The sequence below is a fragment of the Tractidigestivibacter sp. genome, from assembly GCF_050946515.1.
Lineage (GTDB): Bacteria > Actinomycetota > Coriobacteriia > Coriobacteriales > Atopobiaceae > Tractidigestivibacter.
In genome coordinates this window covers 104,698-130,635 of sequence record NZ_JBMNUX010000003.1, presented here as the reverse complement: position 1 = coordinate 130,635, position 25,938 = coordinate 104,698, and the positions used below count along the sequence as shown (strand labels likewise).

Sequence of the window (25,938 nt, the reverse complement as noted above, 5' to 3'; positions counted from 1 at the left end):
ATTCGCGACCTTCTGCAAGCAGGCTATCGGCACGCGCGGAAACGTTCTATGACCAGAATCAAGTTGCGCAAACTTCTCTGTTGGACGGGCGCTACCACGAAGTGCCGGCAAGCGCGCGAAGACCCTCGCGGTCAAGGAGCTCGAGCCGGCCGCGACCAGTGCGGCGCAATAGCCCCTGCTTCTCAAACTCAGAGATGATGCGCGACACCGTCTCGGGTCGCAGCCCTATCGAGCTCGCGATGTCGTTCAGCTTCAGATGAATCTCGCCGCCCAAGCAGCGCTCGTCCCGCCGCAGCAGAAACTCGGCAAGGCGGCGGCGCGGGTCGCGGATGCTGATGGCCACGAGCTTCTCCTCCGCGTCGTCCAGCTCCGCGCTCACGATGCGGAGCAGACCGGGCAGCAGCTCAGGATGCTTGGACAAGAGCGCCTCAAAGTCCGTTCGCCTGATTCGGCAGAGTTCGACCGTAGTGAGGCAGACAACCGAATAGTGGTAGACCGCGTCATCAAGAAAGATACCATGCCAGATAGCCTGGCCATCGTGCAGGACGTCGAGCACGACTTCCTCGCCGTCTTGGTCGATGCGCAGCGTCTTGATGCGACCCGAGCGCACAATGAGGATCGAATCGATGGGGTCGCCGCGACGCACGAGCAACGAGCCCTGAGGGTAGCTTGAGTGCACAGCTCCGGCGGCAAACTGCCTGCGCTCCTCTTCGGAGAAGCCCGAGAAGAGCCTCACGCCGGCAAGGCAGTCGCCTTTGTGGATGCACTGCTTGCACGTGCTCGAGCCGCCTGCGCCCATGGCCCCTCCTCTCGGTGTTGTTCGAAAAGCCTACCACGAGAGGCGCGACCTCCTCGCAAACACTACGGACCAACGCTACGGGCCGTGCAACGCTACGGACCGTGGCGGTATGCGCCGCCGTTCTCGCAAACCTCCACGTTCCGTAGCGTTTGACCCGCCTAGAGCCAGCAAACAGCACGGTTCGTGGCGGTTTACGTTGTTCGCTGCCGACACCTCCACGAACCGTAGCGTTCAGTCGCCCTGGAGCCCGAGAATGCTACGGAACGTGGCGGTTTGTGCAGCCAGGCAAGTAAACCTCCACGAACCGTAGCGTTTGGCCCACGTAGGGACTAGAAAACGCTACGGAACGTGGAGGTGTGAGGGGGGCTAGTGGAAGCGCGGAGCGGAGCGCAGCGCGGCTCGGCAGCGGCGCAGCAGCGCTAGAGCGCGAGAAACAGCTCGTGAAGGCGCGTGTCGGCATCAAGCTCGGGGTGAAACGCCAGCCCAAGCTGAGAGCCGCAGCGCACGGCAACGATGCGGTCGTCCACGGTCGCAAGCACTTGGGTGCCGTCGCCGACCTCCTCCACGTAGGGCGCGCGAATGAAGGTCATCGGCACGTCGCCAATTCCCGCAAGCGGTGCCGTCGCGTGGAAGCTGGCAAGCTGCCTGCCGTATGCGTTCCTTCGAACGCGGCAGTCAATCGTGCCAAAGGCAACCTCTCCGCCCACGACCTCGCTCGCAAGCAGGATGAGCCCAGCGCAGGTGCCCAGCACGGGCATGCCGTCCGCAATCCTTTCGCGCAGCGGCTCGAGCATGCCGCGCTCGCGCAGAAGCTTGAGCTGCACGGTCGACTCCCCGCCCGGCAGAACCAGGCGGTCGAAGCCGACCTGCAGATCAGAAGCGTCGCGCAGCTCCACGCACGTCTGGCCAAGGCGCCCAAGCATGCGCTCGTGCTCGATGAACGCGCCCTGCAGCGCGAGAACGCCGACGGCCATCTACTTGCCCCTCTCGGCCATCAGCGTCTGGATCTCTTCGGCGTTGATGCCGACCATGGCCTCGCCGAGGTCCTCTGAGAGCGCGGCGATCTTCTCGGGGTCGTCGTAGCTCGTCACCGCTCCGACAATGGCGGCAGCGCGCTTGGCGGGGTTGCCCGACTTGAAGATGCCGGAGCCCACGAACACGCCCTCGGCGCCAAGCTGCATCATGAGCGCAGCGTCAGCGGGAGTCGCCACGCCGCCGGCGGCAAAGTTCACGACGGGAAGCTTTCCGTTGTCGTGCACGTAGCGAACGAGCTCGACGGGCACCTCAAGCTGCTTTGCCGCCTCGAAGAGCTCGTCTGTGCGCAGCGACGCAACGTGGCGAATCTGCTCGTTGATCTTGCGCATGTGGCTCACGGCCTGAACGACGTCGCCGGTGCCGGCCTCGCCCTTGGTGCGAATCATGGACGCGCCCTCGGCAATGCGGCGAAGCGCCTCGCCCAAGTCACGAGCGCCGCAAACAAACGGCACGTCGAAGGCGGTCTTGTCAATGTGGTGCACGTTGTCCGCCGGAGAGAGGACCTCCGACTCGTCAATGTAATCGATGTCGATGGCCTGAAGCACCTGCGCCTCGACGAAGTGACCGATGCGGCACTTGGCCATAACGGGGATGCTCACGGCCTTCTGGATGCCCTTGATCATGGCTGGGTCGCTCATGCGGCTGACGCCACCAGCCGCGCGAATGTCAGCCGGGATGCGCTCGAGCGCCATGACGGCGCACGCGCCCGCGTCTTCGGCAATCTTTGCCTGCTCGGGAGTCGTGACGTCCATGATGACGCCGCCCTTGAGCATCTGCGCCAGTTGGCGGTTCAGGCGTGCGCGCTCCGCACGATCGACAGTCTTGGTCTCAGCCATTGGTCCTCCTTGCGTCCGGTATTGCTGACGCAACAGGCTATGACTCATCTGGCATCTTCGAAATAGCCAATTTCTTGCTGCTTTTTATGACCAGAACATGACCAGATTGCCGAGAGCCCCTATGACCAGGCTGGAGATGGGACACCGAGAGCTACACGTCACGAAAGTCGAGAAGCTCGACGTTGCGATCGCGCAGCCAGGCAGCCACCGCAGGATCGCAGAGCATTTCGACCTCCTTGGTGCGATTTACCGTAAGGCTCGAGTGCGTCAGGATGAACTCGTCAAGCCATCCGGGATGGCAAACGTACACAACCGGCACGTCGGCGCTTTGGGTATTAAGAAGCTCCCCGACCGTCTTGTAAAGATAGGCGCGGGCATCATAGCCCGGATCCATCGACCCCATCTGAGCCATTGCGATGGGCTTTCCCGCAAACGTCCCCTCAAACCTCACCGGGGAGGTGTCTAGCCAGCGCAGATGGTACTTCTCCGCGACAATGGCCAGCGCCTCGTGAAGGTTCTTCGACATCACCGCATGGGCTTCAAAGTAGTCAGGGTCATGACCAACCAGCTCAACGAAGCGCTGGTACTGAGCCTCGATCTCGCGAACGAGGTCATCGGTTGCAGCAAGCTCGCGACCTTCCTTCCAGGCAGCGCGGTACTCTCTGCTAGAGTGCAACATACCGTTTTCATCCACCAAAGTCGGGATGGCAGCGGGGTCTGCGCAAGGGCGACCGAGGCACACGTTAGTATGCTGGCCAAAGGCAACGTCGCAGCCCTCAAGCATCTCAAGACCGGGCTGCGCTTGCTCCATGTTGGGCATGACTCCCACCGAGCGAACCAGTCCTCTGCGCACGCTCTTCTCAATGCCGCGGTTCACAGCCTCGCTGTAGCCAAGGTCGTCCGCACGAATAATCAGCTTCATTGTCCCGCCCCTTTCCGTACGCCCCGCGAGTCGGTCCCATCACCAGGTTCGGCAGCCTCATCAGCGGGTACCCCCACCAATTTATGCATATTCTACTCACAGAAGTTTCTTGCCCCTTAGGCCAAGTCCTTTTCCGGCATTGCAAGCAGCATAAGGGGCAGCGATGCCCCGGGGGCTACACTGGACCAAGGCAAAGGAGGTCCAGATGGCCAACCCATATTTGCAGGCGCTCGAACCAGCAGGGCCCAAACCCCTGGCCCCGTCGCAGCTGGCGCTTCGCGAGGCCCTTGTCGAGCTCATGGACGAGCGAGGATACGAGCATGTGGACGTCGTCGCGCTCTGCTCGCGAGCCTTCGTCTCGCGCTCCACGTTCTATTCGCACTATCACGGAGTGGATGAGCTCTTGCAGGAGCTCGAGACCTTCCACGTTGCCAACATCTCACGCCTGAGCTCGCCGATTTCAAAGGTATCCGACGCAGCGAGCAACGACCTCTCCTTTTACGAGAAAACCTTCGACTACGTCACGGACAATAGGCGCGCAGTGCGCGTGCTGCTTTCTGGATCCCCTGGCCAGCGTTTCGCGACGCAATGGAAAACCGCCATCAAGATGCATCTTTGGGACCGCTCGGAGCGAAGGGGCACGGCCGTCCCCAGCGACTTTGAGCTTGAAATTCTGTCATCGGCCGTAATTGCAGGTTACGCCTACTACCTTGACCATCCAACCCGCGTGTCGCGGGACCAGGTGCTCAATGTCGTGAGGTCGTTTCTCTCCGCATTGGACAACGATCTGAAGACGCGACTCTAGACACTCTGGGCAAGTATGTCCGGTCCTCGGATTTCCGTGAATGGAACACTTTTCTCGAAGCCGAGGAAAGGAGACAACGTGGGCTGGACATTAGTAACCGGAGCGTCGGGCGGCATCGGCGCCGAGCTTGCGCGGCAGGCGGCGGTGCATGGAGAAGACGTCGTCCTTGTCGCGCGCTCTAAGGACAAGATCGAGAAGATTGCCGAGGGGCTCAACTCGTTCTTTGGGGTGAGATGTGCCTGCTACGCGCAGGACCTTACCGAGAAGGACGCCGCCGTCAAGCTCCACAAGTGGTGCAGCGAGCAGGGCATCCAAGTTGACAACCTCATCAACAACGCCGGCTTTGGAGACCAGACTGCGTTTCTCGACGCGGACTGGGACCGCCAGTACGCCATGGTGCAGCTCAACGTCGTCGCGCTCATGCAGCTTTGCTACGAGTTTGGGCGCGACATGCGCGAGCGCGGAGAAGGGCACATCCTCAACCTGTCATCGGTCGCCGCGTTCATGGCCGGACCATACATGTCGCTCTACTACGCCACCAAGGGCTATGTGCTGCAATTCTCAGAGGCGCTTTCCTACGAGCTGCGCGGGACCGGCGTGACGGTGACGGCGCTGTGCCCGGGGCCCACCTCCACGGGATTCGAGCGAAACGCGCATATGGGAGGCTCCCTCATGTTTCAGGCGCACCCCCAGAGCGCAGCTGACGTTGCGATGTACGGGTATCGCGCCATGCTTTCCGGAAAGCCGGTGGCATACCATTCGCCGACCACCCACGTCGCCAACGTGCTTGCCCGGCTCCTGCCGCGCAACGTCATGACCGCAGTCGCCGCCAAGGTGGACGGCAAGCCCCAGCCCAAGTCCCAGCCACAGCCGAAGCCGTTCGCCGCGAAGGGCACCGAAAGCAAGGGAGGAGGGCTCGCATGAGAGTGCACGTCTTTCACACGGGCGCAGTTTGCGTCTCCCCCAACCTTCCGTTTGGTGGCGAGGATTGCAACCCAATCAAGGCGTCGGGCATTTTCCAGAAGCGCTCCGAGCGAATCTGGCTTCCCGTCTCCGCCTATCTCATCGAGAGCGACCACGGCCTCGTGCTTGTTGACACCGGCTGGGACCGCTCGATGAGCCCTAACGGCACGCTGGACAAGGAGGCGCAGATAGCGTCGCTGGGATCGCGCGCGCTCTACCTCACCAACCAAGGCGTCATTGCCAAGGGGATGGCCATCGGCGAGCAGCTTGCGGCCATGGGCATAAAACCGCAAGACCTTGACTATGTGATTCTGACGCACCTCGACTGCGACCACGCAAACGGAGTCCCCCAGATTGTCGGTGCCAGGCACATCGTCACCTCGGCCGACGAGCTTGCCTCAATTAACAAGAACGTCATGGCCCGCATTCGCTACCAGAGCAAGTGGTGGGAAGGAAGCGGCCTGAAGACGTTCGACTGGAACGGCACGGAGGGCCCCTTCCACAAGTCCTACGACCTGTTTGGCGATGGGTCCATCGTGTGCATCGCCATCCCCGGACACTCCGACGGCCTGTGCGCGGTGCGCGTAAGCGCTGACGACGGTCGCTTTGTCCTGCTGTTCTCCGACGGCGGCTACGGCGAGAAGTCTTGGCGCGAGCTGATTCCCAGCGGCATTGCCAACAACCGAGCCGACCAGATGACGTCGCTGAGGTGGATTCGCGAGCAGTCGCTCGACCCCAAGTGCGTAGAGTCGCTTGCCAACCACGACCAGAAGGTAAAGCCGCACGTGATTGAGCTGTAGCCCGAAACGCTCGCGATGGTGGCGACGGCTCCGGTCCCACACGATGGGTTCGGCAACCCGCGCAACGCGCCGCTGCCAGGTTGGGGCAACCCGCGCAACGCGCCGCTGCCAGGTTGGGCGACCCGCGCAACGCGCCGCTGCCAGGTTGGGCGACTTTTTCGGCATCAGAAGTCGCGGAAGGTAGCAGGAGAGGGGCTGGCTCCCAAAGTGTGGGACCGGCGCCGAAGTGACCCCGCCTGTAGTGTGGGGGTCCGCAACGTTTCCGCAGGTGGCGCTTCTCATAGTGCGGGACTGCCCGAAGCGCGGGGCGGCGTAGCTCCATTGTGTGGGGCTGCTCTGGATGCTACTGAGCATGTGCCATTTTCCTACCTGCGGTTTTGCGGAGGCTCCCTCGCCGGAAGTCCTTCTCGGCAGCGAGAATCCCCACACAACGCAAGGGGCTCCCAGTCCCCTTTGCCAAGACCCACACGATAGAATTGCGAGCGAGAAGAAGCCGCAGGTAGACGAGCTGGGCGAGAAGTGCGCCCCACACAATGGCGTCATCATTTCTTTTGCAGCCCCACACGACGCGCCGGTGCCAGGTTGCGCGACTTTTGCAGCATCAGAAGTCGCGGAAGGTGGCAGGTCGGGCATCAGAGGTCGCGCAACCTGGCAAAACGGGCATCAGAGGTCGCGCAACTTGGCAGGGCGCCGTTGTGTGGGCATCAAAGGTCGCGCAACCTGGCAGTCGAGAGGCACTGCAGCCCCCGCTTGAGCGGCACAGACGGATTTTGGAAACCTTTAGGTTCGAGTAGGCATAATGCGCCCGTCATCAACAACAAGAGCGGAGGCACATTATGCGGAACAAGAGCGCGTTTCATGAAGGCCAGAGCACGAAAACCTGCATGACGAGAAGGGCGTTCATGGGCACGGCGGGGGTCGCGGCGCTTGCGCTTGCCGCGTGCTCAAGCGGAGAAGAGACGAGCTCTGCCTCAGACTCGACAGCCACTGCCACCGAGGCAATCTCTGTGGCCTCCTCGTCGAACGCTCCCGAGCCCACCGGCGCGCTCGCGATAGACATGGCTGCTTGGAACCACGATGACGGCAACGACGTGTGGTGGCAGGTCGGCATCGCCTATTGCGAGAGCCCCGCCACGACCGACTACGAGACCATGGGGCTCTACGTTCCCGGCGCGTACCTGACCGGGACCGACAACGGCGACGGCACCTACACCTGCGAGCTCGCGCAGGACGGCGCAGCCGGCGACTACACCGCCACGACCGCGCCCATCGTTATCCCCGTCAATACGGCGGGTTACTCGGCGCAGGAAGCGCCGACCAGCTACTCCTACGACTCGCTCTCCGCCTACCTCGAGGCCGGGCTCATCTACGCCTACCCCGGCTGCCGCGGCCGCGCAAACGGCTATGACTCGTCGGGAACACTCGTCTATTCCGGCGGCGCCCCATGGGGAGCCACCGACCTCAAGGCCGCGGTGCGCTACCTGCGCTACAACGCGGCGCTTCTCCCGGGCGACATGAGCCAGATCTACACGTTCGGCCACTCAGGCGGCGGCGCCCAGTCGGCAATCATGGGGGCGACCGGCGACTCCGACCAGTTCGAGCCCTACCTTGAGTCCATCGGCGCGGCCGACTCGTACAGCGACGGCTCAGCCCTGTCCGATGCCGTAGCGGGCAGCATGTGCTGGTGCCCCATCACGGCTCTCGACGTGGCGGACTGCGCCTACGAATGGAACATGGGGCAATTCTCCACCAGCGGGACGCGCGCGGACGGAACATGGACAAAGCTGCTCTCAGATGATCTCGCCGCGCGCTTCCCTGAGCTCATCGACAAGCTCGGCCTTGTGGACGAGAACGGAAACGAGCTCGCACTTGAGAGCTCCGATGACGGCATCTACCTCGCGGGCTCCTACTACGACTACATCGTCTCGGTAATCCAGACCTCGCTCAACAACTTCCTCGAGGACACGGAGTTTCCCTACACGCCGTCTACCTCCACGATGGCAGACGGCGGCTTCGGCGGCGGGCTGACCGGCGACAGCACGAGCAGCGCCCCGAGCGGCGCGCCCACCGACAGCAGCTCGGCACCCACAGACAGCGGGTCGCTCCCGTCGGATGCGGGAAGCGCCCCCTCCGGCACGGCGCCCACAGACTCCACAAGCGCCTCTTCGAGCAGCGACTCCACGACCTACGAAACGGCGGCCGACTACATCGACTCGCTCAACGCCAACGGGGAGTGGATCGCCTACGACGAGTCCAGCAACACCGCAACGGTCTCGTCGCTTTCTGGCTTCGTAAGCGCCTGCAAGAGTGCGAGCAAGGACGTCGGCGCCTTTGACGCAACCGACAGGAGCCAGGCGGAAAACCAGCTCTTCGGCAACGACGACTCTGACTACCTGCACTTTGACCAAGAGCTCTCCGACCTCCTGAGCGCCAATGCGGACTCCTACGCCGAGTGCGACGACTGGGACTCGACGCTGCCGGACGCCTACGCGGGAGACCTTGAGCTGACCGATGCTCTTGGCGAGACAGTCACCAGCCGCGTTTCTGCCTACAACCCCATGAGCTACCTCTGCAGCTGCTACAAGCTTGCCGGAACCTCGACCATCGCGCCGCACTGGCGCATCCGGACAGGCATCGAGCAGGGCGACACCGCGCTCACGACCGAGGTCAACCTTGCGCTGGCGCTCCAGGCAAACGACGCCGTCAGCGACGTGGACTTCGCAACTGTCTGGGGGCTCGGCCACACAACCGCCGAGCGCACGGGCGATGCGGACGACAACTTCATCAGCTGGGTTAAGCAGTGCGTTCAGGGCTAGCGGCAGCGCCATCCCCCAGGGCATCCTGTGCGCGCGCCTGGTCACCCTGCCCGTCGCCGTCCTCTCCTTGCGGCTCGCGCCACATGGCATAGGTGACGACCGTCGCGACGCCCATCGCTATCAGGTCGGATATCGCCGCATTGACGGTGTTGAGCGCCCCTCCGCCCACATATCCCAGGATGGAGAGGAAGCTCGAGGATCCCATGATATAGGCCGTCACGTTTGTGGCGCCCGCCCAAAGGCCGCCGAGAAACCCGCCAATCGCAAGCCCGATGAGCGGCCTTCTATAGCGGAGCCCCAACCCATAGAGCGCGGGCTCCGTGACTCCTCCCACGATGCCAGAGATGAAATAGCCCAAGGCGGTTCCGCCCTCCTTGGTGTTGCGCAGCCTCAGAAAACCGCCGAGCGCCATTCCATACGCAGCCCAGATGGCAACTCCCGCGCCCACGAGCACGAACGAGTCGGTGCCCACGGCCAGCATGTTTGCCAAGCCCAGCGCAAGCAAGAGCGACCTCATGCCCGCAATCACGAGGAACTCCCAGCCAGCCGCAATGATTCCGACGCCGAGTACCGTCACGAGACCGCCTTCGTCGCCCAGGGAGAAGAGGGCAGCGCCAAGCGCGTCGCCGCACCACGAGCCCAAAGGACCCAGAACGCAGAGCGCCGCAGGCAGCGTGATCGCCATGGCCAGAAGCGGGGCGAACATGGACGAGAGGACCTCGGGAAGAGCCTTGCGCAGGCGCACCTCAAGCGCCGCGAGCAGCGAGGCAGAGAGCACGATGGGTATGACCGTCCTGCTGTAGTCGACAGGCGTGCAGGGAATGCCATACACCGAGAAGGACGACCCATTGGCGGCTAGCTCGGCAAACGCCGGAACCATCATGATGCCACCCAGAAGCGAGCCCAAGACAGGCGTGCCGCCCATCATCTGCGCGCACGAATAGCCCAGGTAAATGGGCATGAAATAGAATCCCGCGTCATAGACCATGCCCAGCAGGACGTAGAGGTCGTCTCCCTCCGACGTCAGGCCGAGCATCGTAGGACCAAGGAGCGTCTGCGCGGTCTTGAACATTCCCGAGACGAGAAGGATGGGAATCATCTTGGCCATGGCTCCGGAAAGAAAGTCGAGCGCCGCCAGCAAGGCCTTGCGGACTGGCCCTCGCCCTTGCTCCTTCTCGTCGATCTTGGATGATTGCATCTCTTCAGACTCAGCTGTGTCGCCCACTGGCATGCCTCCGTTTCTTTTCTGACTGCAAGAAAAGTCCTTCTCGCAGTGTGCTGTTTACAACACCATAGGTTCAACATGTTGAAAATTCATGTAAAGCCGTAGTAAAGATGGCGTCACTGGCATGCCTGCTTATCGCTGTAGTGGCATATTCTCTATAACCAGATGATGCTGGGGAGGACCAAATGCTGAGCTACGACATGAACGAGCGCGGACCGCTCAGCCTCTACGAATACCTGTATCGCTGCATTCGCGACGACATCGTCTCTGGACGCCTTGCGCCAGACGACCGGCTCCCCTCGCGTCGGAAGCTTGCCGAGCATCTTGGCGTGAGCCTGATCACCGTCGATGGGGCATATTCGCAGCTCGTCGCCGAAGGCTACGTTGTGGCGCGGCCGCGCCGGGGCTACTACGTGGCCAAGCTCTCACTCCCAAAAGAGCGCCCTGCCCAGATGGCCAGGCCCAAGGCGCTCGGCGACAGGGGCGCCCATTCCGAGAGAGAAGACCGCGCGCTTCTCGCCGACTTCTCGCGGCCGTCGCTTCGCGCTGGCGCTCCGGCCTCCGCGCTCTGGAGCAAGGCGCTCAGGCAGGCCTTGGCGCAAGAGCCCCAAGACGAGCTCTACGCCCCGCCCGAAGCCCAGGGCACGCGTCGCCTTCGGCGCGCCATTGCCTCCTACCTTCACGGGGCCCGCGGCATGGACGTGCGCGAGGAGAACATCGTGGTTGGCGCCGGCGCGCAGCTGCTCTACGGAAGCATCGCGCTTCTCGCAGGAAGCGGCAGCACCGTCGCGCTCGAAGACCCAGGCTGGCCGGCACTATCGCGCGTCTATCGCACGCACGGCGTCTCTGTTGCGCCCGTCTCGCTCGACGAGGAGGGCATGTCCATCGAGGGGCTTCGGCAAAGCGGGGCAACCCTGGCGCACATCATGCCCTCGCACCAATTCCCAACAGGAAAGGTGACGAGCGTCTCGCGCCGCTACGACCTCCTGAGCTGGGCCGCGGAGACCGGCCGCTGGATCGTCGAAGACGACTATGACTGGGAGTTTCGCCTGGCAGGGCGACCCATCCCCTCGCTTGCGAGCGTTGACGCTGCGGGTCGCGTCATCTATGTGAGCACCTTCTCCAAGAGCCTCTCGAGCGCTCTGCGCATCGCCTTCATGGCGCTTCCCGACCAGCCCTTGGAAGACTGGCGAGAAGAGCTTGGCTTTGCCGCAGCCACGGTCCCCACCATCGACCAGATCGCGCTCGCCCGTCTTCTGGAGTCGGGCGACTACGAGAGGCACGTGTCGCGCTACCGCACCCAGTCGCGCATGGTTCGAGACAAGCTTCTTGACGCCCTGGCCGCGAGCGGCCTTGAGGGGCGCATGGAGGCCGAGGAAGCTGACTCGGGCTTGCATTTCGTCCTCGCCGTAGAGTCCGAAAGAAGCGAGGAGGAGCTCGCGGCGCGCGCCTTGGGCAAAGGCGTCAAGCTTGCCCCGCTCTCGCGCTATGCCGCGAGAGAAGAAAGCCTCCCCAAGGACGGTCGCGCACGGTTCGTCATGCAGTACGACGGCCTTGAGGAGGATCGCATAGGCGAGGTTGCCCGCGTGATTGGATGGGCCCTTGAGCGCTAGCCCTCGGGCTCGAGCTGCCGGATAACGCGCGCGGGCACGCCAGCCACGACGCAGTTGGAGGGCACGTCGTGGGTGACCACCGCGCCGGCGCCGACCACCACGTTGCTGCCAATGGTGATTCCCGGCATGATGGAGGCGCTTCCGCCCACCCACACGTCGTCGCCCAAGGTGACGGGCTTGGCAAACGCCACGTGGCCGCGACGACGCGCGCCGTCTACCGGATGTCCAACGGTGGTGATCAGCGTGCCTGGCCCCAGCATGCAGTGGTCGCCGATAGTGACCGGGGCAATGTCCAAGATCGTCACGTTGTAGTTGGCAGTGAACTCGTCTCCCACATGGATGTTCTTACCGTAGTCACAGTGGAAACCCGGCTGGATGTCCAAGTGCGTGCCCGCCGACCCCAAAATCGCCCGGGCCGCTGCCTCGTACGCCTCTGCGTCGTTTTGGTCAGTTGCCGCAAGGCGCGCGCAGGCGGTAACGGCCTGCGTCTTGCGCGCGGCGACCTCGGGATCGTCGTAGTGGTACTCGAGCCCCGCCTCGAGCTTCTGCAGCTCGGTCATCTCGACGTCTGCCATGTCCTTCCCCTATCTCCCCTATCTAACGACTTCGACTATCTCGCCAATGAAGAGCGTGTGAGTGCCCATGTTGGCATACGTAGAGGCCATTACCTCTGCAGGAACGGCCGCAGGGTCAAGCGGCTGCTGGTAGATCTTGCGGCAGACGAGCGTCGTGTCGGCCTGCTCGAAGCCAACGCCATGATCGAGCGCCTTGGGCGTCAGCTTGGTGAGCGCCACCTTGTTGCCGTCTCGACCGGACTTGCTGCCAAGAATCTGCAGGTCCTCGCGGTACTCGGGCGGGAAGAAGCTCACGGTGAACCAGTCGTGGCGCTCCATGAAGCCATAGGTGTAGCGAGAGGGCACAACATAGGCGTCCACGACAGGCTTCCACCAGATGTCACCCAAAGAGCCCCACGCGATGGTCATCGTGTTCCAGTCGTCTGCGTCGCCTGCGGTCAGCAACGCCCAGTCGTTCACCAGTCGCGGCACCAGCTCTGACTGGATCTGCTCAATCTGGTGCTTGTCGGTAATTATTGCCATGGCCTGCTCCTCTCTTACGTCCTCAGTGACTTACTTGTAGGAGCGCTGGAACATGCCGAGAACATCCTCGTCAGAAAGCTTGACGGGGTCGGCGTCATTGTTGCCGCCCCACACCTTGTGGTACACGTCAACGACGCCCGGCAGCTCCTCGCGGGTAATGCCATTGTCGCTCATCTTGAGGTCAGAGCAGTTGACGTCGGCAATCAGCTTGTCGAGTGCGGCGACGAAGTCCTTGCCGCTGGTGGCGTCAGCAACGCCCATTGCCTTGGCCATCTTGACCATCTGCTCCTCGCAGGCCTTGCGCTCCGCGAAGAAGTTGAAGTACTCGTGGCTGATCATGATGAGGCCCGCGCCGTGCACGAGCTTGGGATGGGCGCTTCCCAGGGCGTGCTCCATCGTGTGCTCGGAGGTGCAGAGCATGTAGTAGCCTGCCAGGGTGTTGGCGATGGCCATGTTGTTGCGAGCCTCCTTGTCGGAGCCGTCAGCAACGGCGCGCGGCAGGTACTTGGCGATGAGCTCGATGGCCTTGAGGGCGAACATCTCGCCCACGACGTGCTCGTTCACGTTGATGACGGACTCGGCCGCATGGAAGAACGCATCCATGCCCTGGTATGCGGTGAAGTTGGCAGGAACGCTCATCATGAGGTCGGAGTCGACGACGGCCATGGTGGGGAACATCGAGGCATAGCCGGTCTTCTCCTTGGTCTGGTCGTTGGTGATGACTGACCACATGTCGACCTCAGAGCCGGTGCCTGCGCTGGTGGTGATGCAGATCAGCGGGAGCGGCTTCTCCGTCGGGGTCTTCTGGCCACCCGTGGAGCTGGGGCTATAGTCCCAGCAAGAGCCCTCGTTGGTCGCCACGAGCGCGATGGCCTTGGAGGCGTCCATCGTAGAGCCGCCGCCCAGGGCAACCACAAAGTCGCAGCCCTCGTCGTTTGCCATCTTGGCCGCCTCGTCGACGGAGGTGTTGGTGGGGTTAGGGCGGATGCCCTCGTAGAGCACGTGCTCGACGCCCGCCTTGTCGAGCTCTGCCTCCACGGCGGCGAGCTGGCCATGGCGCTTCATAGAGCCGCCGTGGGATATAACGATGAGCGCCTTCTTGCCAGGAAGCTGCTCCTTGTGAAGGTTCTTGAGCTGGCCTGCGCCAAAGAGGACGCGGGTGGGCATGTCAAAGACAAACTGCTCGATCATGGTTCCTCCTAAATTTTTGAAAGTCTACTGACACTGCGTTAGTGCTTGATTACAAAATATCTTTCCTCTTTACTTACGTCAATACATTTGTTACTTTATTTTTGTAAGTAAGGCAATTTGATAATTCAATGGATGGCACTACGCCCAAGCACTTAGAGGAACTCAATGCGACTGCGCAACAAGGACATCGCTCGCATGCTCGGCATATCCCCCACCGCCGTCTCGCTTGCTCTCAATGGCAAGCCAGGCGTCTCGGACGAGACGAGGCTGAAGGTGCTCGCCATCGCAAACGACGCGGCTGGGCGCGCCTACCACAGCGTCGAGGGAGCCGGTCACGAGACGCAGACCGTGATCTTGTCGGTGCACAAGTCGACGGGCAAGATCATCGACGACAAGCCCTTCTTCGCAAACCTGATCGAGTCGGTGCAGCAGGAGGCCATGCGCGAGGGCTACCTCGTGGCGCTTGCGCACTACGTGCCGGGCCAAGACCTCAAGGAGTACCTCGACTACCTGCGCGGCATTGACGCTGCGGGGATCATCGTCGAGGCAACGGAGCTCACGCAGGAGGAGCTTGACGCCTACAAGGGCCTCGACCTTCCGATGGTGCTCATGGACGGCTACTTCGACCTCGAGAACGTCGATGCCGTGACGCTCGACGACACCACGGCCGTCTATCGCGCGTTCTCCTATGCCTGGGACAAGGGCCATCGCCGCATCGGCTTTCTGGCCGGAGACGCGCGCATCCAGAACTTCGCGCACCATCGCGACGGCTTCTTCAAGGGCGTGCGCGAGCATGGCCTTACCCCCAAGGACTGCCCCCTCATCACGCTTGGGAACACCGTGGAAGACTCCTATACGGCCATGCGCGCCCAGCTTGCGAGAAGGCCGCTCGCCTTCCAGATGCCCACCTGCTGGATCGCTCAGCTTGACTACATCGCCATCGGCGCCATGCGCGCCCTGCAAGAGGCAGGCTATGCGGTGCCGGACGACGTCTCGATGATTGGCTATGACGACATCGCCCTGTCGACAGCCTCGCAGCCATCGCTTACCACCACGCGCATCAACCGCTCTGACTGCGGGCTTCTCGCCATGCAGGCCCTCGTGCGCCGCATACGCTACCCCATGGCGGCGCACACGGTGACCACGGTGGGCTCTACCATCGTGGAGCGCAAGAGCGTGAAGACGCTGAGCGCGGAATAGCTGGCTGCAGCCAAAAAGCGGCCGCCGCAAAGATGCGACGACCGCTCGCATGCTCACCCTCGGGCGCTAGGCTCCGAGTGGCGAGTATTACCTAGGATAGAGCATGGTGAAAAGGTGAGGCCGCGGCGCCGCGGAGAGGGTTGCGTCGCCGCGGCCTAGGTGGGATTAGTCGGCTAGGTAGGCCACGGGGATGGAGTTGCCGCCGGCCTTCTCGATCTTGATGTGAACGCGGCGAGGCAGCGTCTTCAGCGCGGGCCACAGGTCGCGGTTGTACATGACCCCGAAGCCTCCAACGAAGCACTGCAGGGTCGGGCCGTCGTCGAGCACGACCTCGCCCCAGACGTAGTTGCTGGTGGCAGGGCGCTCCTTCCAGCCCTTCTCCTTGACGAGGTTCTTGAGCTTGACGCCGTCGATCGTTGAGTACTTGGCGAAGTCGGGCATGGTGTCGTCGGTGGGGCTGAACATCGTGAGCGTGCCCTCGGGCTTGAGCTCGATGTCCTCCATGTCATAGCTGCCGCACTTGTCACAGAAGGCGACGTACTGGTATCGGACGGCACCGCACTTCTTGCAGCGCTGACCTGCGAGAATCCCCTTGTCCATGGTCTTGAAGAAGTCCTCGACGTAGTTGCGGTACTGAAGAATCATCGGATTTCCTCCTCGGGAAGCTAGAACTGCTGCAGGACGGTGACGGCAAAGTTGTGGCCAGAGCCCATGGTGATGCTGACGCAGGCCTCGGGGATCTTCTTGACTTGGCGCGCTCCTGCCTCGCCGCGCATTTGGAGCATGCACTCGACGATCTCGGCGATTCCGGTGGCGTCGTTGGCGTTTCCTCCAGAGAGCATGCCGCCGTGGGTGTTGATCGGCTTGTCGCCGTCGTAGCGGGTGCGGCCCTCCAGCACGTACTTCCACGCCTGTCCCTCGGGTATGAAGCCGGCTCGCTCGGAGAAGGTCACTGCCTCCTCGCCAAAGTCGTCGTGCATGCTCATGTATCCGATGTCCTTGGGGTCGAGGTCGCTCATCTCGTAGGCGATCTTGAAGGCGTTGTCGAAGCCCACGAGGCGCTTGGTTCCGTAGTAGCCAGTCTTGCCAAAGCCAAAGCCGTTGGTGCAGTGGCCGATGCCGCCGATGCGCACGGCCTTGTCGGGGTACTTGCTGTACTTGCTCACGTCCTCGGCGCGGCACACGATGACGCAGGCAGCGGCGTCGCACTCAACCCAGGCGTGCATCTTGCGGCGAGGGTAGGGCTGCCAGGGCGAGGAGTTGACGTAGTCCATCACGTTGTCGAATCCGTGGTCTGCCGCCTCCTGCTCGAAGGTGTAGCCGTAGCGCAGCGCCTTGGGATTGAGCTGCGCATGGTCGCGCATGTTGAACATGTGCTGGTCCATGACCTTGACGAAGGTGTCCAGCGGCACGTCGTACTTCAGGCAGTAGTCGTAGATGGACCACCACGTCTCCTGGGCGGACCAGATGCCGCCCTGGGTGTTCACATAGGCGTAGTCAAAGCCGCCATAGTTGGTCTTCATGAACCACTTGGTGTCGGCGTCCTGCACGCCGATGGGGTTGAGGTCGTCGGTGCCCTGGATGGACGGGGTCATCACGCCGGTGACCGCAACCACGTCGCATTCGCCAGAGGCCACCATCTCTGCTGCCAGGCGAACTGAGCCGGGGCCGCCCGCGCAGGCCTCCTCGGCGCGGATGACGGGCTTGCCGCCCATGCCCAGGTAGTCGGAGAGCGTGTTGGCAAGCGAGATGCCCGCCTTCATGTTGTTGCCCGTGGTGTTGGAGACGACCATCGCGTCCACGTCGCCCATGGTCAGCCCAGCAGACTCGCATGCCTCCTGCGTCGCCCACATTGCCAGCTCGCGGAACGTCTTGCCCTTGAGCTCCGGCGTCGACTGCAGAAAGCCGTGCTTGGTGTAGCCGCCGCCGATAAGGGCCACGTCGTTCTGCCACTTCTTGATTGCCATCCCGTGCTTCCTTTCTCCTAGATGGTTACCCCTGTGCTATTTGGCCTGAGCCCTGGCGAAGAGCGCCGCCAGGGCAATTGAGTTGAGCTTGTCCTCCACGCCAGCAGAGCGAGAGGTGAGCACGATGGGCGCGGATGCGCCCAGCACCAGACCGGCCACCGTGGCGCCGCCGAAGCCCATGAGAGACTTGGCCAGCACGTTGCCGCTCACGAGGTCCGGCACCACAATCAGGTCCGCCTGCCCTGCCACGGGGCTCTCGTAGTGCTTGATGCGCGCCGCCTCGGGGCTTGTGGCCAAATCGAACGAGATGGGCCCTTCCACCACGCAGCCGCCAATCTCGCCATCGCGCTGCATCTGCGCGATCTTTGCCGCGTCCTCCGAGCCCAGCACCTTGGGATTCACCTGCTCGGCCGCGGAAAGCATCCCCACCAGCGGCTTCTCGATGCCCAGTGCGTGCAGGCACTCCACGCACTCCTCGACGATTTGGCGCTTGCCCGCAAGGTCGGGCTGCGGGGTGATGGCCACGTCGCTCACCGAGAGCAGCTTCGGATAGCCCGGCACCTCGAAGATGCCGATGGTGGAGAGCAGCCTTCCGGTGCGCAGGCCCTTCTCGCGGTTCACGACGCCGCGCATGAAGTCGCGGGTCTCCACGATGCCCTTCATCAGGACGTCAGCCTCGCCCGAGCGCACCAGCGCCACGGCGGCCTCGACGCACTCCACGTCGCTTTCGCGCTCCACGATCTGGTAGCGCTTCGGGTCTGCGCCCAGCTTGGCGAGAAGGGCGCGGATCTTGTCGCCGCGACCCACCAGCGTGACCTCGACCATCCCTGCAGAGACCGCCTTCGTGATGGCGCCCATCACATGCTCTTCGTGAGCGGCCGCCACCGCCACGCGCGGACGCACATCAGACGAGGAGGCTCTCTCCCGAAGCTCCTCCAAGCTCGTAACGCTCACTGCTACCACCTCTCCTTCCAGACGGGCTCGCCGTCATAGACACGCAGCTTCTCGGCGCCTGAGAGGACGTCCATCGCCACATGGGCAAGGGCCTCCTGCTCGAACTCGCCGGCATACACAGAGATGGGGGCAATCCATCCGCACATGTCGCGGAGGTAGTCAACGAGGTACTGGTCATGGGCGATGCCGCCCGTCAGCAAAATGGCGTCGGGCTTCTTTCGAAGCGCCGCCGCGGCGCTTCCGATGGCCTTGCCAACCTGGTAGCAGAAGACGTCGTAGATGAGGGCAGCGTACTTGTCGCCCGCGTCGGCGCGCTCACGCACCTCGCGCGTGTCGGAGGTGCCCAGATGGCTGATGAAGCCGCCTTCCTTCAGGACCATCTTGTCCATCTCGTCCTGGGTGTAGGCGCCCGAGAAGCACAGGTCGATGACGTCCTTCACGGGAAGGGCGCCCGAGCGGGTGGGAGCCATGGGCCCGTCGCCGCTTGCAATGTCGTTGGTCTCGATCAGGCGGCCCTTGCGGTGCGCCGAGACGGAGACCCCACCGCCAATATGGCAAATCACGAGGTCCATGTCCTCGTAGCGCGTGCCCTGCGAGGCGGCGTAGCGGCGGCCGACCTCCTTCTGGTTCATGGCATGCGCGTAGCAGTGGCGATAGATGCCCTTGATGCCGGTGTAGCGCGCGACCTCGTCAAACTCGTCGGTCGTGGGGTCCGAGACCACCAGCGCCGTGCCGCCATAGTCCTTTTGCAGCTCAAGGGCGATAAGCGCCGCCAGGCTCGCAGGATGCTGCACGTACTCGCCGCTCGTGAGGTCGCGGACCATGATGTCGTTTATCTCGTAGGCGCCAAACTCCAAGCTGGTGATGCCGCCGCTTCTTGCTGAGAAGGCGTCCACGCCCTCCAGCGTCTGGCCGGCGCGCGACAGGGCGTCGAGGATCGCCTGCTTGCGATAGTCGAGCTGGTCGGTGATCTTGTCAAAGCGCGCGAGCTCCTCGGCGGGGTGCTCGATGGTCTCTTGCATGAGGACCTTCTCGCCCTCAAAGAGCGCCACCTTCGTCGAGGTGGATCCGGGGTTGATCGTCAGCACCCGAAAGTTCCTGCTATCGTTGCCCATTTCTTAGCCAATCGTTTTGTGGCGCGCTTGCCCGCGCCTTGTCCTGACGGCTAATAATTTATGGGCGATATAGAAGTTTTCCCAGTTCAGAAGGGGTGTTTTGATGAGCTCATACGCTACAAAGAAAAAGCCGCCCTGTAGCGCTTGAACTACAGGGCGGCGCGGAATCTGACGTGCACCCCGCTGGCGGGCGGGGGCCTTGCCACTTGCCGACCGGGCGGGGCTCGCCGGCCGGGCAGGGCTCGCCGACCGACGGAGAAGCCTACTGCGTGGGCAGGCAGGCGTCGACGAGCTTCAGGATGATTGACGAGGCCTCTTCGGGGCTCAGGTCGGGCCTGTTCTTGAGCCAATAGCAGTTGGTGCTGAGCATGGCCGTCCCCACGAACTCCGCCACGATGTCTGGCTGATCAACGTCCGCGTTGGTCCTCTTGAGCATCTCCAAGAGGTGATTCTTGATGTGAGTCTTCACCTTGTGCACGAAGGTGGGCTCTCCCCCATCGCACAGAAGCGCTACGAAGGCGTCGCGGTTGTCGGCAAGGAAGCGCAGCGTGTCCACAGCCCCAAAGGTCGAGAAGCTGTAGTCCTTGGCTCCAATGTTTATCTTGTCGGAGCGCTGGTCAATCTCCTCGAGGCCCGCCATCAAGGTGTCCTGCACGTCCTGCATCACGTCGTAGGCGTCGTCATAATACGCATAGAAGGTGGTCCTGGCAACGCCAGCCCGCTTCGAGAGCGCCGAGACCGAGATTTGCTCCATGTCTCGCGACTCAAGGTAGAGCGAGATGAGCGCGTCTTGGATCTGCTTCTTGGTATCCTCCGCAGAGCCCCTTTTGGGCATCGCTACCAGCCCTTCCCCCTACTCGCTCGCCTGACCCAGCAGGCGCTTCTCCCATTCTGCCTCGCGAAATCCCACGAGCACAAAGTCGGGGCCCACCAGCAGCGGCCGCTTGATCAGCATGCCATTTGAGGCGAGGAGGTCAAACGCCTCTTCGTCTGGCAGCCCTGCGTCCAGGCGAGCCTTGAGCCCCATCTGGCGGTAGAGCTGACCGCTTGTGTTGAAGAAGCGCCGGACGGGAAGGCCGGAGCGCTCCTGCCACGCGGCAAGCTCAAAGACCGTAGGGCATTCATCCACGATGTGGCGGTCGGTGTGCGCAATGCCATGCTCGTCGAGCCACTTGGCGGCGCGCTTGCAGGTCGAGCACTTGGGGTACCAAACAAAGAGCAGCTCAGGCATGGTGTCTCCTTTGCGAAAAGGCTAATGGAAGCGGTTGATGGGATCTTCTCCTCGCAGAAAGCGTTCGATGTTTTTGGCGGACAGGGCGATGATTTTGTCGAGCGTCGCCGGAACGTTGAAGCGCCCCGCCTGATGGGGCGTAAGAAGCAGGTTCGGCGTATCCCAGAGCGGGTCGTCCACGGGCAGCGGCTCGGGGACGCAGACGTCAAGCGCCGCGCCCGCAAGATGGCCGCTCGTCAGGGCACATACCAGGGCGTCCTGGTCAACGAGGTCGCCGCGGCCGGCGTTCACGAAAAATGACCCCTCGCGCATGGATGAGAAGAAGGCGTCGTCCGCAAGCCCGCGGGTCTCGGGCGTGCTCGGGAGCGCCGAGGCGACGACGTCGAACTCCCCCAGATGCGAGCGGACCTCGTCCAGGGAGAGCATGCGCTCAAAGGGAGGGTCGTTCCTCTCGGCATGGCGACGGCAGCCCGCCACGTGAGCGCCCAGCGCCACCACGAGCCTGGCAAAGTGCGTCCCGATGTCGCCCGCCCCCAGCACCAGCACGTTTGCGCCGTCGAGCGTACGGGCATGGCCCTCCCAGCGCCACACATGGGCGCGCTGGTCGTCGCGATAGGCGGGCAGGCGCTTCATCATGCCAAGGAGCATGGCGAGCATGTGCTCGGAGACCGCCGGGCCATAGCAGCCCGAGGCGTTCGCCATCACGAGGCCGTCTGGCAACGGAGCCTTTGCGTAGCTATCAAAGCCAGCCGAATCTAGCTGAAGGAAGCGCAGCTTGGGAGCCTCGCGCAAGCGCGCGGGGGCAACGTTTCCCACCACGATCTCCGCTTCTGCGAGCTCGTCGGCCGTCACGCCCGCATGGCTCGAGAAGACGAAGGCCGCGTCCGGGGCCGCCGCCTCAAGACGTGAGCGCTGCTCCTCCGTCACGGGCGTGAGCACCACGATCCTCATGAGCGTCTCCCTTCTCGCCGCCGACCTGCGCCACCGCCACACCATGGTATCCCACTTCTCCTACACCTCCACGTTCCGTAGCATTCAGCCCCGTCCGGAGCGCCAAACGATACGGTCCGTGGCGGTGTTGTCACACGCTGCCGCACACCTCCACGTTCCGTAGTGTTTGAGCCCACCTGGAGCGCCATTTGCTACGGTCCGTGGCGGTGTTGTCACACGCTGCCGCACACCTCCACGAACCGTCGTGTTTGAGCCCACCTGGAGCGCCAAACGATACGGTTCGTGGCGGTGTTGTCATGCTGCCGCGTAAACCTCCACGTTCCGTGGCATTCAGCCCCGTCCGGAGGGCCATTTGCTGCGGTTCGTGGAGGTGTGCGAGAAGGGCACGCCATCGCCGCCGACGCCAAGCACGTCGCCGGCACCGGAGCCAGGCTAGGCGCGCCCGAGGGTGGTGGCGCGCTCGACGATCTCGTGCGGGACCTCGACGACGTTTCCGCCATGCGAGTCGCCCTCCACCATCTCCAGCAGCGATTCGACGGCCGCCCTGGCCATCTGGTCCGTGTGACGCTCCACCGTCGATATCGCCGGCGTGGTGATGCGCGAGTAGAGCGAGTTGTCCTGCCCGATGAGCAGGACGTCCTTCCCCACCGCCACGCCATGCTCCTTCAGCACGCCCAAGGCGCCGAGCGCAAGGCGGTCTCCTATCGCAACGATCCCATCGAAGTCGAAGCCATCGTCCAGGCAGCGACCCACCAGCTCGCGGGACTCCACAAGCGAGCTTTGCTCGTGAGGACCAGCCAGCACCAGGTTCTTGTCGAGCCTGATTCCACAGTCGCGCAGGGCGTCGCAAAAACCCTTGTAGCGCACGTCTTTGATGTAGGCAGTCCCCCCGGCCGCCACGCACAGGTACGCGATGCGCTCGCAGCCGCGTTCCTTCAGCAGGCAGGTGCATTCGTAAGTTATCTGGCGAGCATCGCTGTCGACGATCGTCGCCCCATCCAGGGGTTCAGGCAGCTGACGGTCGACGTAGGCGCACGGAATGGTCTCGGGAACGTCCTTCGACCAGCGCGGGCTGTCGCCGCCGACGAACACGATGCCGTCGACTTGCTTCTCGACCAGGTTGTGGACGCACCCCGCCTCGCGCTCCAAGTCGTTTGCCGTGTCGCAGATGAAGGTCATGTAGCCCTTTGCAGAAAGCAGCGTCTCGATTCCCTGGACGATTGACGAGAAGAAGTCGTTGCTCACGTCTGGCGTCACGACGCCCACCGTGCGAGTTCGGGCCTCGCGCAAGCTCTTGGCAGAGGAGTTGGTAACGTAGCCTTGCTCGTCTGCGATGTCCTGCACGAGCTTGCGGGTGCGCTCCGACACGCGACCCTTCCCATTGAGGACGTTCGACACGGTCGCGGCGCTCACGCCCGCAAGCTTCGCGATGTCATAGATGGTAACGGAGCGCTTCCCCACTGTTCTCTCCTCTGCTTAACAGCGATTAACCAACCATCCACAGCTTAACAGATACCGTTCGCGGTTGTTTGCTTAATCGATAAAGCGTTTTTTCCAAAAACACTTGCAAATCTCGTGGACCAGTGTAGTATACGGAATTGCGTAATCGATTAATCAAACGGATGGCAATTAAGGCATCTTCACAGGCAGCTTTTCATCTTTCCGTAGCTTAATCGATTAATCGTCAGGGCAGCAATGAGAGAAGGGGACAGCATGGGAAAGTACGACGAGATGGCGTCAAACATCGTCCAAGCGGTAGGAGGCAAGGAGAACATCGTCTCCCTTAGCCACTGCGCAACGCGCCTGCGCTTCAAGCTGAAGGACGATGCCAAGGCTCCGGTCGAGGACATCAACAAGGTGAAGGGCGTCATCACCACCGTTCGCAAGGGCGGCCAGACCCAGGTGGTAATCGGCAACACCGTAGGAGACGTCTACGACGCCATCGGAGCCATGGGCGTCACGCTCGGCGGGTCGGTCGACGACGCAGAGACCGCCGCGGCAGACACCAACGAGGAGGACGGCAAGAAGAACGGCCTGCTCGAGAAGCTCATCGACCTAATCACCAGCGTCATTCTCCCGGTGCTCCCGGCCCTCATCGGCGGCGGCATGATCAAGGCGCTGCTCATGATCTGCACCACCTTCTTCGGCATGAGCTCCGAGAGCGGCGAGTACGTGATGCTCTACGCCATCGCCGACGCGATCTTCTCGTACATGTGCGTCGCCCTGGCCGTCACCTCCGCGCGCAAGTTCAAGTGCAACGAGGCAGTCGCCATCGCGCTCGGCATCTGCATGGCAACGGCAACCTTCATCGACGGCAGCTACACCTTCTTCGGCATCCCCATCACCGGTCCCGGGCAGGGCTACGGCTCGACGGTCATCCCCATCATCCCGACAATCTGGTTCGCGGGCATCATCGAGCGCTGGCTCAACAAGCACCTGCACCCTTATGTCAAGAACATCTTTACGCCCATGCTCACCATGATCGTCGCAGGCGTCGCAATGTTCTTGGTCATCGGCCCTGTCATGAGCCTGCTGCAGGACGGCATCTCCGCTGGCTACGCCGCTCTGTACAACCTCTCCCCCGTCGTCTGCGGCGCCATCGTCGGCGGCCTCTGGCAGGTCCTCGTCGTGGTTGGCCTGCACTGGAGCCTCGTGCCCGTCATGCAGATGAACTACGCGGCATTCGGCACCGACTCGCTGTTCGCAATCTCCGGCCAGTCCAACTTCGCGCAGGCTGGCGCCGCCCTCGGCGTTGCTATGCGCGCTAAGAACGCCGACGTGAAGGAGACCGCCGTCTCCGCAGGCATCACCGCGCTCTTCTCGATCACCGAGCCCGCGGTCTACGGCTGCAACCTCCGCTTCAAGAAGCCCTTCTACATCGCAGTCGCCTGCGCCACCGTCGGCGGCGCGGTTGGCGGAGCGCTCGGCGCCACGGGCATCGTCGGCGGCCCGGTCGGCATCCTCTCGCTGCCCCTGTTCATGGGCTCCGGCTTCGTCGGCTTCATCCTCGCCGCTCTGATCTCCTTCGTCGGCTCGCTCGTCCTCACCGCCATGTTCGGCCACACGGACGAGATGGACGCCGAGTAACAGGCATCGCACCAACTACCGCGGGGATCGCGGGTGCGGTCCCCGCCAACAGGAAACGTCCGGGCGCTTGGCCCAGAAACGGAAGCAACCAAATGACTACCGAGAAGAGCACGCTATTTCTCCCCTCGCTCATGTGCGCGGACTTTGGGCACCTGCGCGAGGACGTCCTGGCCCTTGAGGCCGCTGGCGCCGACGGGTTCCACCTTGACCTCATGGACGGCAACTACGTCCCCAACTACGCCATGGGCCTTGGCGACATCCAGGCTGTGGCCTCTATGGCGAGCGTCCCCTGCGATGTCCACATGATGGTCCAGGACCCCGGCCGCTACGTCGACCGCTTTGCCAAGGCAGGAGTCCGCATCGTGTACGTCCACCCCGACGCGTGTCCCGACTGCGCCGCCACGCTGCGCCAGATTCGCGAGCTGGGCATGGCGCCCGGCATCGCCGTGAACCCTGGCGTCACGGTGGAGGAGGTCCGCGAGCTTCTGCCGCTGGTGGACTACGTGCTTGCCATGACCGTGAACCCCGGCTTCGCCGGCCAGAAGTGGATCGCCTCCGTAGACCCCAAGATCGCCGAGCTCTCCAAGCTGGGCGAAAGCATGGGCTTCGACGTGATAATCGACGGCAACTGCAGCCCCGAGAACATCAAGCGCGCCCACGACCTGGGCGCCCGCGGGTTTGTGCTGGGCACGGCAGGCCTCTTTGGACATGGCCCCTACCGGCAGACGATGGCCGCGCTTCGCGGGCTCTTCTCGCCCGCCGCGGCATAGCAACTACCGAAAGACTCAATAGCTCAGCGACCCCAAGCAACTACCAGGGGCGCACAGAAAGGAAACGAAAATGGCATTCAAGAAGCTCGCAATCGGCAACGACCACACTGCAGTCGACCTCAAGAACGAGATCATGGAGTACCTCACCGAGAAGGGCTACGAGATCGTGAACGTGGGCACCGACTCCAAGGAGCGCATGGACTACCCCGTCTCAGGCTACAAGGTGGCCAAGATGGTCGCCTCCGGCGAGGTGGACGGCGGCATCCTGATTTGCGGCACCGGCGTCGGCATCAGCCTCTCCGCCAACAAGGTGCACGGCATTCGTGCCGTCGTGTGCTCCGAGCCCTACTCCGCGCGCCTCTCCCGCCAGCACAACAACACCAACATCGTCGCGTTCGGCGCGCGCGTCGTGGGCGTGGAGACCGCCAAGGACATCGTCGACGCGTGGCTGGGCGCCGAGTACGAGGGCGGCCGCCACCAGCGCCGCATCGACATGATCTCCGAGATCGAAGAGACCCAGGGCCTCTCGGTCGTCGACAACGCGCAGTAGCCTAAAGTAGC

General features: G+C 63.0%; 25 protein-coding genes. 9 read left to right on the top strand and 16 right to left on the bottom strand.

What is annotated here, in order from left to right:
* Positions 1–91: 91 nt before the first annotated feature.
* The 4 genes from ACOYJL_RS02860 to ACOYJL_RS02845 all read right to left on the bottom strand — a co-directional run bounded on the left by ACOYJL_RS02860 (position 92) and on the right by ACOYJL_RS02845 (position 3,592).
* Positions 92–799: a Crp/Fnr family transcriptional regulator gene (locus ACOYJL_RS02860; RefSeq protein WP_433568703.1), complete on the bottom strand. Its 708-nt coding sequence runs from the start codon at positions 797–799 to the stop codon at positions 92–94.
* A 419-nt stretch (positions 800–1,218) separates the two neighbouring features.
* Entirely contained in the window at positions 1,219–1,773 is a 555-nt protein-coding gene (gene pdxT, locus ACOYJL_RS02855) for a pyridoxal 5'-phosphate synthase glutaminase subunit PdxT (RefSeq protein ID WP_433568702.1), read from the bottom strand.
* Entirely contained in the window at positions 1,774–2,670 is an 897-nt protein-coding gene (gene pdxS, locus ACOYJL_RS02850) for a pyridoxal 5'-phosphate synthase lyase subunit PdxS (RefSeq protein ID WP_433568701.1), read from the bottom strand.
* 151 nt (positions 2,671–2,821) lie between these two features.
* On the bottom strand, positions 2,822–3,592 hold the full coding sequence (locus ACOYJL_RS02845) for a ChbG/HpnK family deacetylase (protein WP_433568700.1): 771 nt from the start codon (positions 3,590–3,592) through the stop codon (positions 2,822–2,824).
* A gap of 163 nt (positions 3,593–3,755) precedes the next feature.
* On the opposite strand from ACOYJL_RS02845, the gene ACOYJL_RS02840 reads away from it, so the two are divergent.
* The 4 genes from ACOYJL_RS02840 to ACOYJL_RS02825 all read left to right on the top strand — a co-directional run bounded on the left by ACOYJL_RS02840 (position 3,756) and on the right by ACOYJL_RS02825 (position 8,976).
* Positions 3,756–4,397, top strand: coding sequence for a TetR/AcrR family transcriptional regulator (locus tag ACOYJL_RS02840; RefSeq protein ID WP_433568699.1), 642 nt, complete (start codon positions 3,756–3,758; stop codon positions 4,395–4,397).
* Between the two features lie 78 nt (positions 4,398–4,475).
* Positions 4,476–5,321: an SDR family NAD(P)-dependent oxidoreductase gene (locus ACOYJL_RS02835; RefSeq protein WP_433568698.1), complete on the top strand. Its 846-nt coding sequence runs from the start codon at positions 4,476–4,478 to the stop codon at positions 5,319–5,321.
* Positions 5,318–6,160, top strand: coding sequence for an N-acyl homoserine lactonase family protein (locus ACOYJL_RS02830; RefSeq protein ID WP_433568697.1), 843 nt, complete (start codon positions 5,318–5,320; stop codon positions 6,158–6,160). Before ACOYJL_RS02835 ends, ACOYJL_RS02830 begins: the two co-directional genes overlap by 4 nt.
* 884 nt (positions 6,161–7,044) lie before the next feature.
* On the top strand, positions 7,045–8,976 hold the full coding sequence (locus tag ACOYJL_RS02825) for a subtype A tannase (RefSeq protein WP_433568696.1): 1,932 nt from the start codon (positions 7,045–7,047) through the stop codon (positions 8,974–8,976).
* Here ACOYJL_RS02825 and ACOYJL_RS02820 read toward each other — a convergent pair.
* Positions 8,954–10,201, bottom strand: a complete 1,248-nt coding sequence (locus ACOYJL_RS02820) for a PTS transporter subunit EIIC (RefSeq protein WP_433568695.1) — start codon at positions 10,199–10,201, stop codon at positions 8,954–8,956. The genes ACOYJL_RS02825 and ACOYJL_RS02820 overlap by 23 nt on opposite strands.
* Before the next feature lie 185 nt (positions 10,202–10,386).
* On the opposite strand from ACOYJL_RS02820, the gene ACOYJL_RS02815 reads away from it, so the two are divergent.
* The gene (locus tag ACOYJL_RS02815; protein WP_433568694.1) at positions 10,387–11,814 is read left to right on the top strand and encodes a PLP-dependent aminotransferase family protein; all 1,428 of its coding nucleotides are present in this window, start codon (positions 10,387–10,389) and stop codon (positions 11,812–11,814) included.
* On the opposite strand, the gene ACOYJL_RS02810 is transcribed toward ACOYJL_RS02815, so the two are convergent.
* Genes ACOYJL_RS02810 through ACOYJL_RS02800 form a run of 3 tightly spaced genes read right to left on the bottom strand, consistent with a single transcriptional unit; the run spans position 11,811 to position 14,102 of the window.
* The gene (locus ACOYJL_RS02810) at positions 11,811–12,389 is read right to left on the bottom strand and encodes a sugar O-acetyltransferase (RefSeq protein ID WP_433568693.1); all 579 of its coding nucleotides are present in this window, start codon (positions 12,387–12,389) and stop codon (positions 11,811–11,813) included. The two genes, ACOYJL_RS02815 and ACOYJL_RS02810, sit on opposite strands and share 4 nt — an antisense overlap.
* Before the next feature lie 18 nt (positions 12,390–12,407).
* Positions 12,408–12,911, bottom strand: coding sequence for a flavin reductase (locus tag ACOYJL_RS02805; protein WP_433568692.1), 504 nt, complete (start codon positions 12,909–12,911; stop codon positions 12,408–12,410).
* A gap of 30 nt (positions 12,912–12,941) precedes the next feature.
* Complete coding sequence (locus ACOYJL_RS02800; protein ID WP_433568691.1) at positions 12,942–14,102, bottom strand: iron-containing alcohol dehydrogenase; 1,161 nt, start codon at positions 14,100–14,102, stop codon at positions 12,942–12,944.
* Between the two features lie 165 nt (positions 14,103–14,267).
* Between ACOYJL_RS02800 and ACOYJL_RS02795 the strand changes: the two genes are divergently transcribed.
* Positions 14,268–15,302, top strand: coding sequence for a LacI family DNA-binding transcriptional regulator (locus ACOYJL_RS02795; RefSeq protein WP_433568690.1), 1,035 nt, complete (start codon positions 14,268–14,270; stop codon positions 15,300–15,302).
* A gap of 165 nt (positions 15,303–15,467) precedes the next feature.
* Here ACOYJL_RS02795 and ACOYJL_RS02790 read toward each other — a convergent pair whose 3' ends face one another.
* From ACOYJL_RS02790 to ACOYJL_RS02755, 8 genes are all read right to left on the bottom strand, one after another.
* Positions 15,468–15,947 carry a Zn-ribbon domain-containing OB-fold protein gene (locus ACOYJL_RS02790; RefSeq protein WP_433568689.1) on the bottom strand — a complete coding sequence of 160 codons (480 nt, stop codon included), beginning with the start codon at positions 15,945–15,947 and terminating at the stop codon, positions 15,468–15,470.
* A gap of 20 nt (positions 15,948–15,967) precedes the next feature.
* Positions 15,968–17,269, bottom strand: a complete 1,302-nt coding sequence (locus ACOYJL_RS02785) for a thiolase family protein (RefSeq protein ID WP_433568688.1) — start codon at positions 17,267–17,269, stop codon at positions 15,968–15,970.
* A 36-nt stretch (positions 17,270–17,305) separates the two neighbouring features.
* Positions 17,306–18,223 (bottom strand): bifunctional enoyl-CoA hydratase/phosphate acetyltransferase, encoded by a 918-nt coding sequence (locus tag ACOYJL_RS02780; RefSeq protein WP_433568687.1) that lies wholly within the window; start codon positions 18,221–18,223, stop codon positions 17,306–17,308.
* A 2-nt stretch (positions 18,224–18,225) separates the two neighbouring features.
* Complete coding sequence (buk, locus tag ACOYJL_RS02775; protein ID WP_433568686.1) at positions 18,226–19,338, bottom strand: butyrate kinase; 1,113 nt, start codon at positions 19,336–19,338, stop codon at positions 18,226–18,228.
* A 262-nt stretch (positions 19,339–19,600) separates the two neighbouring features.
* Complete coding sequence (locus ACOYJL_RS02770; RefSeq protein ID WP_433568685.1) at positions 19,601–20,173, bottom strand: TetR/AcrR family transcriptional regulator C-terminal domain-containing protein; 573 nt, start codon at positions 20,171–20,173, stop codon at positions 19,601–19,603.
* Positions 20,174–20,191: 18 nt separating this feature from the next.
* Positions 20,192–20,569, bottom strand: coding sequence for an arsenate reductase family protein (locus ACOYJL_RS02765; protein ID WP_433568684.1), 378 nt, complete (start codon positions 20,567–20,569; stop codon positions 20,192–20,194).
* Positions 20,570–20,590: 21 nt separating this feature from the next.
* Entirely contained in the window at positions 20,591–21,520 is a 930-nt protein-coding gene (locus ACOYJL_RS02760) for a D-2-hydroxyacid dehydrogenase (RefSeq protein ID WP_433568683.1), read from the bottom strand.
* Positions 21,521–21,952: 432 nt separating this feature from the next.
* Entirely contained in the window at positions 21,953–22,981 is a 1,029-nt protein-coding gene (locus ACOYJL_RS02755) for a LacI family DNA-binding transcriptional regulator (protein ID WP_433568682.1), read from the bottom strand.
* A gap of 252 nt (positions 22,982–23,233) precedes the next feature.
* Here ACOYJL_RS02755 and ACOYJL_RS02750 point away from each other — a divergent pair, with 252 nt between their 5' ends.
* The 3 genes from ACOYJL_RS02750 (at position 23,234) to rpiB (ending at position 25,927) form a co-directional block, all read left to right on the top strand.
* Positions 23,234–24,607 (top strand): PTS transporter subunit EIIC, encoded by a 1,374-nt coding sequence (locus ACOYJL_RS02750; protein WP_433568681.1) that lies wholly within the window; start codon positions 23,234–23,236, stop codon positions 24,605–24,607.
* A gap of 92 nt (positions 24,608–24,699) precedes the next feature.
* Positions 24,700–25,377 (top strand): ribulose-phosphate 3-epimerase, encoded by a 678-nt coding sequence (locus ACOYJL_RS02745; protein WP_433568680.1) that lies wholly within the window; start codon positions 24,700–24,702, stop codon positions 25,375–25,377.
* Between the two features lie 70 nt (positions 25,378–25,447).
* Positions 25,448–25,927, top strand: coding sequence for a ribose 5-phosphate isomerase B (rpiB, locus tag ACOYJL_RS02740; RefSeq protein ID WP_433568679.1), 480 nt, complete (start codon positions 25,448–25,450; stop codon positions 25,925–25,927).
* The last annotated feature ends 11 nt before the right edge of the window (positions 25,928–25,938 follow it).